12 protein-coding genes are annotated in these 13,446 nt (G+C 64.4%); 3 read left to right on the plus strand and 9 right to left on the minus strand.

Features of this window, described 5'->3' with window-relative positions; all coding sequences use genetic code 11:
• Window position 1: 1 nt before the first annotated feature.
• Window positions 2–193, minus strand: coding sequence for a YegP family protein (locus tag ACUYMZ_RS16975; RefSeq protein ID WP_426003999.1), 192 nt, complete (start codon window positions 191–193; stop codon window positions 2–4).
• Between the two features lie 184 nt (window positions 194–377).
• Between ACUYMZ_RS16975 and nboR the strand changes: the two genes are divergently transcribed.
• Both nboR and ACUYMZ_RS16985 read left to right on the plus strand, forming a co-directional pair.
• On the plus strand, window positions 378–989 hold the full coding sequence (gene nboR, locus ACUYMZ_RS16980; protein WP_442423718.1) for a nicotine blue oxidoreductase: 612 nt from the start codon (window positions 378–380) through the stop codon (window positions 987–989).
• 10 nt (window positions 990–999) lie between these two features.
• Window positions 1,000–1,470 (plus strand): GNAT family N-acetyltransferase, encoded by a 471-nt coding sequence (locus ACUYMZ_RS16985; RefSeq protein WP_481604706.1) that lies wholly within the window; start codon window positions 1,000–1,002, stop codon window positions 1,468–1,470.
• Between the two features lie 82 nt (window positions 1,471–1,552).
• Here ACUYMZ_RS16985 and ACUYMZ_RS16990 read toward each other — a convergent pair whose 3' ends face one another.
• From ACUYMZ_RS16990 to ACUYMZ_RS17010, 5 genes are all read right to left on the minus strand, one after another.
• Complete coding sequence (locus tag ACUYMZ_RS16990; RefSeq protein WP_481604708.1) at window positions 1,553–4,474, minus strand: molybdopterin-dependent oxidoreductase; 2,922 nt, start codon at window positions 4,472–4,474, stop codon at window positions 1,553–1,555.
• Window positions 4,464–5,405: an FAD binding domain-containing protein gene (locus tag ACUYMZ_RS16995; RefSeq protein ID WP_481604710.1), complete on the minus strand. Its 942-nt coding sequence runs from the start codon at window positions 5,403–5,405 to the stop codon at window positions 4,464–4,466. The genes ACUYMZ_RS16990 and ACUYMZ_RS16995 overlap by 11 nt, the downstream gene beginning before the upstream one ends.
• Window positions 5,396–6,652 (minus strand): XdhC family protein, encoded by a 1,257-nt coding sequence (locus ACUYMZ_RS17000; RefSeq protein WP_481605919.1) that lies wholly within the window; start codon window positions 6,650–6,652, stop codon window positions 5,396–5,398. The genes ACUYMZ_RS16995 and ACUYMZ_RS17000 overlap by 10 nt, the downstream gene beginning before the upstream one ends.
• Before the next feature lie 333 nt (window positions 6,653–6,985).
• On the minus strand, window positions 6,986–8,557 hold the full coding sequence (locus ACUYMZ_RS17005) for an NCS2 family permease (protein ID WP_481604712.1): 1,572 nt from the start codon (window positions 8,555–8,557) through the stop codon (window positions 6,986–6,988).
• Window positions 8,558–8,563: 6 nt separating this feature from the next.
• A complete protein-coding gene (locus ACUYMZ_RS17010; protein WP_426004007.1) occupies window positions 8,564–9,058 on the minus strand; it encodes a nucleoside deaminase in 495 nt (164 codons plus the stop codon).
• A 423-nt stretch (window positions 9,059–9,481) separates the two neighbouring features.
• On the opposite strand from ACUYMZ_RS17010, the gene ACUYMZ_RS17015 reads away from it, so the two are divergent.
• Window positions 9,482–10,822 carry an 8-oxoguanine deaminase gene (locus ACUYMZ_RS17015; RefSeq protein WP_481604714.1) on the plus strand — a complete coding sequence of 447 codons (1,341 nt, stop codon included), beginning with the start codon at window positions 9,482–9,484 and terminating at the stop codon, window positions 10,820–10,822.
• Window positions 10,823–10,948: 126 nt separating this feature from the next.
• Here the strand turns inward: ACUYMZ_RS17015 and ACUYMZ_RS17020 are convergent, their stop codons facing one another.
• The 3 genes from ACUYMZ_RS17020 to ACUYMZ_RS17030 form a co-directional block, all read right to left on the minus strand.
• Window positions 10,949–11,959, minus strand: coding sequence for a hypothetical protein (locus ACUYMZ_RS17020; protein ID WP_481604716.1), 1,011 nt, complete (start codon window positions 11,957–11,959; stop codon window positions 10,949–10,951).
• 136 nt (window positions 11,960–12,095) lie between these two features.
• Window positions 12,096–12,617 (minus strand): hypothetical protein, encoded by a 522-nt coding sequence (locus ACUYMZ_RS17025; RefSeq protein WP_481604718.1) that lies wholly within the window; start codon window positions 12,615–12,617, stop codon window positions 12,096–12,098.
• Between the two features lie 324 nt (window positions 12,618–12,941).
• Window positions 12,942–13,118: a hypothetical protein gene (locus ACUYMZ_RS17030; RefSeq protein ID WP_400268482.1), complete on the minus strand. Its 177-nt coding sequence runs from the start codon at window positions 13,116–13,118 to the stop codon at window positions 12,942–12,944.
• Window positions 13,119–13,446: the final 328 nt, after the last annotated feature.

A 13,446-nucleotide genomic window follows, 5' to 3' on the forward strand; every position in this document is an offset into this window, starting at 1 on the left:
TCTACGTCCCCAGGTTCCTCCGGTCCACCACGAACCCTGTGGCTGCGTTTTCCCGGACCGCGTTGATGCCGGCCACCACTGCCTTCAGGCTGGGAAACTGCGGTGATACGGCCACCACTGTTCCGTCATCGGCTGTCAGCCGGAACCGGAAAGTGTTGCTTCCCGCCCTGAGAATTTCGAAACTGCCCGCCATCTTCCCCTACCTCCACGCGTCATTGCATCAGAGCTGATTTGAACAATTCCCTACCGACAATAATCGGCGTCGGTGGCCACCAACAGCCCTACCGAGGAGTAGTTTGAAACCGATATTGGTAGATGTCATGGAAAGCAACGCAGGAGCTACAGACCGGAAAGGGCCCCGCGCGTATGGTGAGGATATGACTGCATCCGGCACGGCGCCCACCACGGGCGTCCTGCTTGCCGCCGGCGCCGGGACACGATTGGGCCGCGGCCCCAAAGCCCTGCTCCCCTACCGGGGCCGGACCCTGGTGGAAGTCCTGGCCGACACCTTGTTCGACGGTGGCTGCCGCGAGGTGGTGGTGGTCCTCGGAGCCGAGGCTGACCGGGTGCGCAGTTCCACGGAACTCTCGCGGTACAGGGTGGTTGCGAACGATCACTGGGCCAAGGGGATGTCGGGTTCCTTCCGTCTGGGCATCGGAGCGGCGGAGCCGGGGAACAGCATCATGGTGGCGCTGGTGGACCAGCCCGGATTAACCCCGACGGCGGTCAGCAGGTTGCTGGGCAGCCACCGTCCCGGCCGGGTCACTGCAGCCGCCTATCCTGACGGGTTCGGCCACCTGAAGCGTCGGCACCCGGTGATTTTCGACGTCGGGCTCCGCGACCAGGCGGCGGAAGCAGCGCACGGTGACACGGGCGCGCGCTCGTTCCTCAAAGCCCACCCGGGTTTGGTCGACCTGGTGGATTGCAGTGATCTCTGCTCCGGTGAAGACCTGGATACCAAGGACCAGCTGCATCTGCTGGACGGGTAGATTTGACCGCATGATCCGTATCGACATTGACGATCCCGCGCGCCCTGATGTCCACGCACTCCTGAGTGAGCACCTGGCCGACATGTTCGCCACGTCCCCTGCGGAAAGCGTGCATGCCCTGGATCATTCCGCGTTGTCCCACGAATCGATCACGTTCTGGACCGCCCGGGAGGATGGAGTGCTCCTGGGTTGCGGAGCGCTGAAGGTGCTGGGCGTGCCCGGACAGGCGGAACTCAAGTCCATGCGGACTGCCGGGGAGGCACGCGGCCGGGGAGTTGCGACGCTGCTGTTGAAGCACATCCTGGCCGAGGCACGGAACCGGGGTTACCACCGGGTGGCCTTGGAAACGGGGACCGAGGAGTACTTCGCTCCGGCCCGCAGTCTGTATGCCAAGCACAGCTTCACCGAATGCGCTCCTTTCGCCGATTACAGCCTGGATCCGAACAGTGTCTTCATGGAACTCCCCCTGGAACCCAACTAGGTCGCATTTGTGCGCGTTTTGCCGGGTCAAAACGCGCACAAATGCGACCTAGTTGGGTGAGGGGGTGGGGAACAGGGTGCGGCTAGTTCGGGATCAGGGTGCGGTTCCTTAACGCCAGGTAGATCTTGTCCCGCGCGATGGGGAGCTCGCCGAAGCGGACCCCCGTTGCGTTCCGGATCGCGTTGGCCAGGGCAGGTGCCACGGGGTTGAACGGACTCTCGCTCATGGACTTGGCTCCCAACGGGCCGGTGGAATCGTTGGTCGTAGCGAAGTAGACCTCGCTCCGGGGCACATCCGCGAAGGAAGGGATGTGGTACTGCCGCAGGATATCCGTGGTGACCCGGCCTTCCCCGTCCACCTTCACTTCCTCATACAACGTGGCACCCAAGGCCTGCGCAATGCCGCCCTCGATCTGACCACGGCATTGCCGGGGGTTGACCACAACACCTGCATCGGCAGCCTGCACGCTCTGCAGGATCCGCAACTCCCCCGTTCCGGTGTTCACGGCAACGCGGAACCCATGGACGTTGAACGCCACCGAGCGCGGCGTACCACCCCAGTTCCCGTCAGTGGCGAGACGGACGCCCTGCAGCGTACCGGCGTCGTAGATGTCCTTCAACGGCACCGTCCGGTCGCCGCACTCCACCGCTCCGTCCACCAGACGGCAATCCGCCAAGGGGACACCGGTCAGCGAAGCAGCGACCGTCTGGATGCGGGTAGCCAACTCCAGCGCAGCTGCGAGCGTCGCCTTGCCCGCCACCACTGTTCCGGCTGAGCCGAACGCGCCGGTATCGTGCTCCACGAGGTCCGTGTCGGACTGCCGCACCTGGATGTTGTAGGCGGTAGTGCTGAGAGCCGTGGCAGCCAGCTGCGCATGGACGGTGGTGGTGCCGTTCCCGAATTCCGCAGTTCCGACGTCGACGGCGTACCGGCCGTCCGCTTCCAGGCTCACCCGGGTGTGGGCGAAGTGGCCACGCGGCGGGACGGTGTCGATCATGGACAGTGCCGCGCCTTCGCCGGTGACCCACTCCGGTCCGAGGTCATCCAGGCCCGCGGCACGGTACCGTTCCTTGCCCCGGTCCAAGGCGTCGCGAACCAAGGCCACGCACTGGTCCAGGCCGTAGCTGCCGTAGTGGACGTCTTCCTCGGGTTCGGGCGTAGTGGAAAGCATGTGGTCACCGGGCCGGACCATGTTCTTGAGCCGGAACTCCAGCGGGTCCATGCCGATCCCGACAGCCAGCTCATCAATGGCCGATTCGATCGCAAAGATCATCTGGCTCAGGCCGTAGCCACGGAAGGCGCCGGCAGGAACCGTGTTGGTATACACGGCGTGGGCATCCACCTTCTTGTTGGCGCATTTGTACACCGCCAGGGATTCGCCGCAGCCGTGGAACATCACACCTGGCGCGTGGTTGCCGTATGCGCCGGTATTGGTGAGGACATCCAGTTGCAGGGCGGTCAGGTAGCCGTCGCGGTTGGCCCCTGCCTTGAGCTTGATCGTGAACGGGTGCCTGGTGGTGGTTGACGTGAACTGCTCCGTCCGGGTGAACTCCACTTGCACGGGCCGCTTCAACGCAAGGGCTGCCAACGCCACCAGGTCCTCGGTGAGCACTTCCTGCTTGCCACCGAAGCCACCACCGACCCGTCCGGCAACCACCCGGACGGACTCCTGCGGCAGGTTGAACAGGCGGACCAGGGTCCGCTTGACCAGGAAGGGAACCTGGGTGGAGGAACGGACCAACAGCCGTCCTTCCTCGTCCACCCACGCAATGGACGAGTGGGTTTCCATGGCAACGTGCTGCACGCGCTGGGTCTGGTAGGTGTGTTCGTGGACAAAATCGGCGGCGGCGAACCCGTCGGCAACACTACCCAGTTCCGCGTGCACTTCGGCCACCACATTGTCCATGGGCCGCGCAATCCGGGTGGAGACGGCGTCCTTTTCGCCATGAATGGCCGGGGCGGCGGGAAGGATGGCGTCCTGCGGAGTGAAGACAGCTTCCAGGAGCTCATACTCCACCTCCAAGGCCCGCGCGCCGGCCTCCGCTGCGCCAACGGATTCGGCCACGACGGCGGCAACCCGCTGCCCGATGAACCTCACCACGTTGTCCAGCACCCTGGTGTCATCGGGATCGTCGGTGTACTGCTCGTGCTGGGCCGTGGAGAAGAGCTGCTGCGGGGCGTCCTCATGGGTGAACACCGCCACCACACCCGGAACTGCCAGCGCTGCTGCCTTGTCGATGGACACGATCCGCGCGTGGGCGTGCGGGGAACGGAGGAGCTTCAGGTGCAGCAAACCGGGAAGCTGTTCGGCCGGGACGTCCAGGGTGTACCGGGCGGTGCCCGTGACCACAGCCTGGCCGGCGGGTGCGGGGACGTTGTCACCGAGCTGGCCGCTCTTGGCCTCAACGGCGGCCGGTGCCTGCGCCCCGGAAACGCCCGCTCCGGCGTCGTGCGCCACGGAAACGCCCGCCCCGGCGTCGTGCGTTCCGGAAACGCCCGCCCCGGAAACGCCCGCTCCGGCGTCGGGCGTTCCGGAAACGCCCGCCCCGGCGTCGTGCCCGTGCGCGTGCGCGTGGCCGGAGTCCCCGCAGACCGCGTCCGCAATGGACCGGTAGCCGGTGCAGCGGCACAGGTTGCCTTTGAGGTTCCGCGGCAGGTTGGCGCGTTGTTCGTCGTCGAACGTGGCCGCGGTCATCATCATGCCGGCGGTGCAGAAGCCGCATTGGAAGCCCTGGGCTTCGAGGAACTGTTCCTGCACAGGGTGGAGGCCCTCGGCAGTGGCGAGGCCTTCGATGGTGGTGACTGCTTTGCCCTCGGCACGGACCGCCGGATAGATGCAGCTGTGGACCGGCGTGCCGTCGACGTGGACGGTGCAGGCTCCGCAGTCGCCGCCGTCGCAGCCCTTCTTGACGCCGAAGTTGCCCTGTTCCCGCAGGAAAGTGCGAAGGCACTGGCCGGGACGGGGTGCGGCCTGCGAAGCAGCACCGTTGATCTCAATTGCCATGGGTGGCCTCCTTCTGGGGGTCGCCGGGGGTGCTGGAGGGTTGCGTGGACGGCTGGGGCGAGGTGTCGTGCGGCGGCCAGAAATCACCAGAGACCCGCATCCCCTCATCCAGCAGCTCTGCCCGGATTTCCTCCGCGAGCCGGAGGGTCATGTCCCGGCGCCACGCCGGAAGTCCGTGGATGTCATCGTGGTAGAGCGTCCAGGGAATGGAATCGTCGACGGCGGCAGCCAGCCCGGCGGCGTCAGGAACCTGATCGGCGGCGAACCTGAGTTGAACCGGTCGCTTGGTGGAGGCGGTCACCGTGATGACCAGGCCGAAGACGGGGTCCAGCCTGCCAATCAGCAGCACACCGGAGCGGCCGAGGTTGCTCAAGGACAAGCGGCGGAAGGCCACGCGGGCAGAAAGGGCTTCGGCGGGAAGGTGGATGCTCCGCAGCAGTTCGCCGGGTGAGAGCACGTTGTCCATGTCGCCGGTGACAAAGTCGGCCACCGGCACCTCGCGGCTGCTGCCATCCGGACTGAGGATCGTGGCAACTCCGTCCAACCCCGCGCACAGCGAGATCATGGGTCCTGCCGGCAACGACGTGCAGATGTTGCCACCCACGGTGGACATGTTCCAGATCTTGAATGACGCCACAAAGGAATCGCAACTGGGACGGACCAACGCCAGGGCAGGCCATTCCCGGTGCGCCGCTTCTGCAGAATCGGGGAGGTCGTAGAGCTCCGCCACAGTGCAGGTGGCGGCGAGGTCGATCCCGCGGTCGGAGGCCGTGATGGCAGGCCACCCCGCGGCGCCCAGGTCAAGAAGGCGCTTCAGCACGGTGCTGCCGTAGGAGAACAGGACGGTCCCACCCGCCAGCCACGCATCCCCTTCGCGCCATTGCGACGGGTCGGTGGTAGGAACCACCGCCTCGATGGTGTTCATGTCCATGGGTCCTCCTGGAGGGAATGGGGTGCCGGACCGGCCGGCACAGCTTCTGCGGGCGATGCGTGGATCGGCCCGGACGTGTCTTTGAGTGAAGGAAATCCTGTACTGCCTGCGGTCCGGGTGCCCCGGCCTGCCACGATCTCCGCCGTGATGGATACCGCAACTTCCGCAGGGGTCACCGCTCCCAGATCAAGGCCGATCGGCGAGTGCAGTTGCTCCAGCATCCCCACCGGCATGCCCGTATCCAGCAGAGCCGTGATCCGTTGGCGATGGCTTCGGCGCGAGCCCATGGCACCGACGTACGCCAGTTTGAGCCGGAGAGCCGTTTCCAGGAGCGGAATATCGAACTTAGGGTCGTGGGTCAGTACGCACACCACGGTGCGGGCGTCGATCCGTCCTGCGGCGGCTTCGGCTTCCAGGTACTCGTGAGGCCATTGCGTGACCACTTGGTCCGCCCCGGCAAAGCGCCCTTGTTGGGCAAAGGCGGGCCTGGCGTCGCAGAGCGTGACATCGTAGCCCAGGAGCTGCCCGGCAGGGAGCAGCGCGGCACCAAAATCATTGGCACCGAAAATGAGCATGCGCGCGGCCGGCAAACGGCTCTCGACGAACAGGGTGATGGGCTGCGGTTCAGGTTCCTCACGAGGATTTTCCCACCGGTCCAAGGTGACCCAACCATCGATGCAACCTTCCGGCGGCGCGAGCCTCACCAGTCCCGTGCGGCCACCCTGCAGCAGGGGCTCCACTTGGGCAGCTGCCGCGAAGAGCGTCGCGGGGTGGTCCCCCACCAGCTCGGCCAGTTCCTGCGACTCCATGGCACGGAACCGCACAGGATCATGGACGACGACGGCACCTCCTCCCGCGTCCAGCCGTCGGATCAGTGCCAAGGCAGTGGCGCCCTCCGGCTGGCTGGCCAGGAGCCCAAGTTCAGCCGGCCCGCCGAGCGGCTGGATGTGCACTTCGAGTTCCCCGCCACATATGAGCCCGGCCGCGAAAGCGTCCTCGGCACTGAAGCCGAACGACTCAAGGCGGGGGCCGCCGTCGCGCATTGCTTCCAGGGCCGCTTCAACCACGGCGCCTTCCACGCAGCCGCCTGAAAGGCTGCCCAGGATTTCGCCGGTTTCGGAGACCATCATGGAGGTCCCTGTGGGCCGCGGCACCGAACCGCCGGTCCCCACAATCGTGGCCACAGCGCATCGTTGGCCTGAGACCGCAGGCCGCCAGCTCCCCAGCGAAGGCAACAGATCCAGCATGGCAACACGTCCTTTTTCCAGGTGTCCCGGCCGGGGGCCCGGCCGGTGCAGCGCGCTGTCTTGCCTCATATTCTCATTCCGTGAAGCTGTTGAGGGGTAGTGCGCGCTGCGTAAGTTCGAGGGTTTATGAGGAGCAGGGCAGGGCTTCATCTCCCTGCCCTGCTCCCTGGAGCGTCCGCTCCAAGCGGAACCTTTGGGCTCCCCGCCGCCGCCCGCCGTCGTCCCCTCTGTCAGGGGACCACGACGGCGGACGCCTATTCGTGCGGTGGGGTTCCGTCAGGACCGCCGATCGGAGTGCCGGAGAACCCGCCGGCCCGGGTTGCGGGGTTCCGGCTAGATACCCATCAGGGCGTTGATCGGACCGCGGGCGAAGTAGATGATGAACCCCGCCGTGACCGCCCACATGAGCGGGTGGACCTTTTTGGCCTCGCCAGACGCCGCGTTGACCACGGCGAAGGAGATGAACCCGACGCCGATCCCGTTGGCGATGGAGTACGTCAGCGGCATGGTCACGATGGTCAGGAAGGCCGGGAGGGCGATCGCGAACTTGGTGAACTTGATCTCGCGGATCTGGGCCATCATCATCGCGCCGACCACGACCAAAGCCGCAGCTGCGACCTCGAGCGGGACCACGGAGGTCAGCGGGGTGAAGAACATCGATCCGAGGAACAGGGCACCGGTGACCACGGAGGCCAGGCCGGTGCGGGCGCCTTCGCCGATGCCTGCGGCCGAGTCGATATAAACAGTGTTGGACGAACCCGAGGTTGCGCCACCCACCACTGCGCCCATGCCTTCAACAATGAAAGCCGACTTGAGCTTGGGGAACGTACCGTCCTTGTGGGCCACGCCTGCACTCTTGGCCAGGCCGGTCATGGTGCCCATGGCGTCGAAGAAGTTGGTGAACACCAGGGTAAAGACCAGCATGGTGGCAGCGAGCCCGCCGATCCTGGCGAACGAACCGAAGAGATCGAACTGGCCCACCAGGCTCAGGTCCGGGACGGAAACCAGCTGGCCGGAAAGCACCGGGGTGTTGAGGTGCCAGCCACCGGGGTTGTCTGCCGAGCCGGGACCGATCCGGAACACGGCCTCGGCAACAGCGGCGAGGACGGTCGTAGCGACGATGCCGATGAGCAGGCCGCCCTGGATCCTGCGTGCCACGAGGATACCCATGACCAGCAATCCGACAATGAAAACGAGGGTGGGGATGGAGGTGATGGATCCACCATTGCCGAGCTGGACCGGAGGACCACCCGTGGTGGGGCGGACGAATCCGGAGTCGACGAAGCCAATGAAAGCGATGAACAGGCCGATGCCAACGGTAATGGCAGCCTTGAGTTCCTTGGGTACCGCCTTGAAGATCGCGGTCCGGGCACCCGTGGCGCCGAAGATGACGATCAGGATGCCGTTAATGACCACCAGGCCCATGGCCTCAGGCCAGGTGACTTCCTGGATCACGGCGACTGCCAGGAAGGAATTGATGCCCAGGCCCGCCGCGAGTCCGAAGGGAAGGTTGGCGACCAAACCGAAGACGATGGTCATGACGCCAGCGGTCAGGCCGGTGACGGCACCAACCTGTGCTGCGGAGAGCCATCCGCCGGCAACGTCCGTGGGGGCGTTGTCGGCCGAGAAGCCTCCGAGGATGAGCGGGTTGAGGATGACGATGTACGCCATGGTGAAGAACGTCACCAGGCCGCCGCGGAATTCGCGGGCCAAGGTGGAGCCGCGCTGGGTGATCTGGAAGAACTTGTCCAGGAAGCTCGGAGGCTTCTTGCCGTTGCCGGCCGCTCCTGCAGCGCGTTTCACGTTTGCAGCTGTGGGCTCTGCGCCTCCGTTGGGGAAGAGCGCAGCCTGCTTCTCAGCTGCTTTTTGCATTTCTGCGGTATCCAGGATTTCCATGTCAGCCACCGGGCCCTAGTAATCAATCCTGGAATCAAGCGTGTTCCACGTGGTGAACGGCTGGATGACCGGCGGGGCCTGGGGGTCGCCCAGTTCCAGCTTGGCTACCGGCATCAGGTCGTCCCGGTTGTCGTTCTCGAAGTACTCGTAGAAGACAGCATCGTCGAAGCCCACCGAGGCGGCGTCGTGGCGGTCCGCGGCGAAGAACACGCGGTCGATGCGGGCCCAGAGTGCGGACGCCAGGCACATGGGGCATGGTTCGCAACTGGTGTAGAGGGTGGCACCGCTCAAATCGAAGGTTCCCAGTTCGCGGCAGGCGTTGCGGATGGCCGTGACTTCTGCGTGGGCGGTGGGATCGTTCGAGGCGGTAACGCGGTTGACGCCTTGGAAGGCTTGTCCGTCCGCGGTAACAACGACGGCGCCGAACGGCCCTCCGCTGTTGAGGACATTGGCCGTTGCCAGCTCAATGGAGGTGGCCAGGAATTGCTCGGCCGTGACGGTTGTACTCATGTTGCGACTTCCTTTAGTGCTTGGAAGCCGGGTGACCTGTTGGGGGGCGCCGCAAAGAGGAGCTCCAGTTGCTTGGTTACCAGGCTTCAGCATGTGCGATGAAGGTTAAGTTGCGCCTGGTAGATAGCTTCCCGAGGTCCGGGTGCCCGCCTTTGGCAGTAAGAGCGTAGCACCACGTTTGTGAGCCGCGCCATAGTTTTTTGAAAACTTAATTTCGTCATGCGAAATTACAAACCAAGCGTGCCTTGCCGCCGCTTGGTGCGCCAATGTGACCGGCGACCCTTACTGCGGGCGTTGACTGCCGCCGTCGGGCCTTCTACGCTTTTCTGGACCGGCGCCTCTCTGGGCAGCCGGTTCCTGGATCAGCAGACAGGGCCGAACTGAGCTGGAACGCATACATGCCGACCAGACAAGGAGCCCTCCATGCTTTGGATCAAAAACCCCCTGGGTATCTTCACCGCAAACGAACTCGACGCCGGCAACGGACTGGTAATTTCCGACGACGGCACGATCGTTGAACTCGTGCCTTCCGGCGGACAACCTTCCATGCCATGCGCCGAGTTCGACGCATCCTCCCACGTGGTGCTTCCCGGTCTCATCAACACGCACCACCACTTCTACCAAACACTAACCCGCGCCTGGGGGCCGGTGGCCAACGTACCCCTCTTCCCCTGGCTGCAGAACCTCTATCCGGTGTGGGCGCGGCTTACCCCACGAAGCCTGGAACTCGCCGTGCAGGTTGCCTTGGCCGAGCTGCTTTTGTCCGGGTGCACTACGGCCGCCGACCACCACTATCTGTTTCCGGACGGCATGGAAGACGCCATCGACATTGAAGTCGCCGCCGTCCGGTCCATGGGGATGCGGGCCACCCTGACGCGCGGCTCCATGACACTCGGAGAGGACGACGGCGGGCTGCCGCCCCGGACCACGGTCCAGTCACCCGAGGCGATCCTTGCGGACAGCGAACGGCTGATTCGCCAGCATCACGAGACAGGTCCCGGGGCTGTTGTGCAGATCGCACTGGCACCTTGTTCGCCCTTCTCGGTGACCAAGGAAATCATGGCCGAATCCGCGGTCATGGCCGAGCGATACGACGTCCGCCTGCATACGCACCTTGCCGAAACCATCGACGAGGAAGACTTCTGCCGCTCCATGTTCGGCCTCCGGACCGTGGACTACCTGGAATCCGTTGGCTGGCTCGGATCCCGGACCTGGTTGGGACACGGTATCCACTTCAACGACGAGGAGATCGCCAGGCTGGGAGCCGCGCGCACCGCCGTCGCGCATTGCCCGACATCGAACATGCGGTTGGCCTCCGGTACCGCACGCGTGCTGGAACTTGAGGATGCCGGCGTTCCTGTGGGCCTCGGCGTTGATGGCTCCGCGTCCAACGATGCGTCCAACATGATCCTCGAAGCACGCCAGGCCCTGTACCTACAGCGGCTGCGTTACGGCGCTTCGGTTCCCGTATCCCGCGCACTGGGCTGGGCAACACGTGGGTCCGCTGCGGTTCTTGGGCGTTCCGACATTGGGCAGTTGGCTCCGGGCTTGCAGGCCGACCTGGCACTGTTTAAGCCGAATGAGTTGCGGTTCTCGGGCAGCCACGACCCCGTAGCGGCCTTGTTGCTGTGCGGCGCAGACCGGGCAGACCGCGTGATGGTTGGCGGTTCGTGGCGTGTTGTGGACGGGGCGATTCCTGATCTGGACGTGGCTCAGTTGATCGCCGAGCACTCTGCGGCGGCACGGAAGCTCGTGGCGGGGTAGGGTCCGGCACGCACGAAATCGCCGGAACGCGTCCCTTTCGTGGGGAACGTTCCGGCGATTTCGCATGCTTCCGGCGGTCTCGCTGCTTGCACTGTCGCGTCAATCTCCAGCGTCGACGCGGCTCTGCTAGATCGTGACCTTGTAGATGTGGTGCGTGTACTCGTTTGCGAAAGAGTCCGTGAACTTGCCGTTTTGGATGGGGATGGTGCGGTTCTCTCCCACCACCTCCGCCTGGGTTCCCGTAATTCCAGCGGGGAGGGTAAACGTCTTGGAACCGGTGTTGCCATTGAGGCCGATGCCGGCAAACAGGTAGGCGCTGCCATCCTTGGCCTTCAACATGGTGTCGGTACCCGTGGCGCCGGCATTCCAGGCATAACTCTGCGTGTTCAACACCGGAGCCAGCGATTGGATTTTGGCCAGTGCGGCCTTGATGCTGGCCTTCCGGTCAGCAGGGATGTCAACCAGGCTGTAATTCCCGAATTGGGGATCGTTGTTGTGTTGAAAAATGGAAATTCCCCGTGCCTCGTGAATGATACCGGACCACATGGCGCCTTCCATCTGCTCGGGAGTGATGGTCCTGGCGTTGGACTCCGACAGATAAGGCCTGGCGGACTCAACGAAGATCCAGTTGGGGTGGATCCCTGGCGTTGCCTGGTAGGACCGGGCGCGGTCGATCTGCCAGCCATATGCTGCAGCCGTCATTGGATTGGCGCCTGCCGGCCAATGCGGCGACTGCCTGATGGCGTCACCAACAGGCGGGGATGTGTAGGCGTAGTTGTCAACGCTCGCGGCGTCCACAACGGCCAGGAAGTCGTCCATGGTCCCGGAGGCCCACCACGTACCAAGAATGCCTTTTGAGTAATTCGCGAACGTGAACCGTCCGTCATTGTAGCTCCGGATCCTGTCCACCAGAGCCTGCATGCGTGCCAGGTTCTCTTCGGTATTGGCACCGCCGCAACCGAGTCCCATGTCGCACTCGTCGTACGTGGTCCAGCCGACCACGTTGGGGTCGTTTCCTACCTCCGCCCGCGTCCATTCCTGCCCGGCCATGACAAGCATGCCCGTGCTGGTGATGGTTGATATCGGCGATCCGTCATGTTCGGCATCCTGGAACACGTTGACGCCAATGTCCTTCAACGCTGCAGCGTGTCCGGGCTTACCGAAGAACACGGCAACGGGGAACAGATTCGGATCATTGAGCTGCGCCGCGCCGGGAAACTTGGCCCAATAGGCGGGTCCGCCGTCCCACGGAATCCGGGCCAGGTTGGCGAGGCTACCCGGGCCCGGAGGCGTGGTGGGCGTTGGTGTCGGCGTCGTGGTTGGTGACGCTGTCGGCGTCGGCGTCGTGGTTGGTGACGCTGTCGGCGTCGGCGTCGTGGTTGGTGACGCTGTCGGCGTCGGCTCCTCGCTGGCCGTCGGACTGGGGCTGGCGGTCGACGTAGCTGTCGGTTCGGGTGTGCCGGTTGGAGATCCCGTCGAATCCGTGGGGGTCGACGTCGGTTCCGCCGTCGACGTTGCACTCGGGCTCTCTGTAGGCGGCGGCGTACCGGGATCCGTGCAACCCGAAAGGGCCACAACGATCACCGCCCCCAGCGTGACGAAGGTGCGTTTCATGACTTTGTATTCCTTTGGGGAAGCAGCCTGAATGATGCTGCTGCGGCGCCAGACCCCCAGCTCCGGCTCTTTCTGTCACCTGCCAGGCAGGGATTATCAGCCGGGCATCAGTGTCCCGGCACAGCTCGATGACGAGCACCAGCCATTGCTCGACCTGCTGCAGTGCGACGCGTACGGACATTTGTCCGCATGCCATCGAGCCAGCAAGTGCGACCCAAACAAGGGGGCCACGACGACCTTCAAGACCCATAGGGTGGCCGTTTGCCCAGCTTACGTGATCCGCGCCACACCCCGCGCGAATGTGACGCGACGCAAATCCGGCCTGCTCGCCGCCCTGCACTCGCGCGAAAACGCTGGAAGATGCCCATTTCGCGCGGAAGGTTAGGGCGTCTTGGCAGCCTTCCGGCGACTTCGAGCGCCGGGCACGGGAGAAGCGGGCGGCACCTCCCCAGGTGCCGCCCGCCTCGTTGGCTCTGTTGCGCAGAGTCCGCGCCCCTGTTGCAGGTCAGGGGCGCTGCCGGCCGAAGACAGGGAGTGCGCGCAGCCAGCGGGAGAACCCGGTGGCCTTGCGGTCGCAGTCGGCCGGAATGTAAAAGTCGGGATCTGTCGCACCAAAGGGCAGGTACAGCTCCTGACCCGGTGCCGGGAATTCCACGACGTTGTTCGTATCCTTCGAGTCCATCTGTTCCTCCTCTTTCATGCGCTCGCTTGCCAAACCAAGAGTTCCGCAATTCGGAAACTTTTTATTGATATGTGGAAAGTCTAGGAGAATGGGAAAGCGGGCGTCAAGACCCCCTTCGAGGGTGACTGAGTTGCCCCGGTCACATTCGGATAGTTCATAACGATCACCCCGAACCCGTATACACATGCCGAATTCGTAAGCTACTCTCGAATGAGTTCGTGGCGTAGGTCACGTAACCTGAGAGCAGCAGGCAGGGTCGTAATGAGCTGGCATCCATGGATGCCGGCTCTTTTTTGTTGGGGTCGGCTCCACCGGAAACGCAGTGGAA

Source organism: Arthrobacter sp. T572 (assembly GCF_056780115.1).

Coding starts and splice junctions, on each gene's coding strand:
- ACUYMZ_RS17010 (WP_426004007.1), bottom strand. CDS start 9,058: ATGAGTACAACCGTCACGGCCGAGCAATTCCTGGCCACCTCCATTGAG.
- ACUYMZ_RS16995 (WP_481604710.1), bottom strand. CDS start 5,405: ATGGACATGAACACCATCGAGGCGGTGGTTCCTACCACCGACCCGTCG.
- ACUYMZ_RS17025 (WP_481604718.1), bottom strand. CDS start 12,617: ATGTCCGTACGCGTCGCACTGCAGCAGGTCGAGCAATGGCTGGTGCTC.
- ACUYMZ_RS17015 (WP_481604714.1), top strand. CDS start 9,482: ATGCTTTGGATCAAAAACCCCCTGGGTATCTTCACCGCAAACGAACTC.
- nboR (WP_442423718.1), top strand. CDS start 378: ATGACTGCATCCGGCACGGCGCCCACCACGGGCGTCCTGCTTGCCGCC.
- ACUYMZ_RS17030 (WP_400268482.1), bottom strand. CDS start 13,118: ATGGACTCGAAGGATACGAACAACGTCGTGGAATTCCCGGCACCGGGT.
- ACUYMZ_RS16990 (WP_481604708.1), bottom strand. CDS start 4,474: ATGGCAATTGAGATCAACGGTGCTGCTTCGCAGGCCGCACCCCGTCCC.
- ACUYMZ_RS16985 (WP_481604706.1), top strand. CDS start 1,000: ATGATCCGTATCGACATTGACGATCCCGCGCGCCCTGATGTCCACGCA.
- ACUYMZ_RS17000 (WP_481605919.1), bottom strand. CDS start 6,652: ATGCTGGATCTGTTGCCTTCGCTGGGGAGCTGGCGGCCTGCGGTCTCA.
- ACUYMZ_RS16975 (WP_426003999.1), bottom strand. CDS start 193: ATGGCGGGCAGTTTCGAAATTCTCAGGGCGGGAAGCAACACTTTCCGG.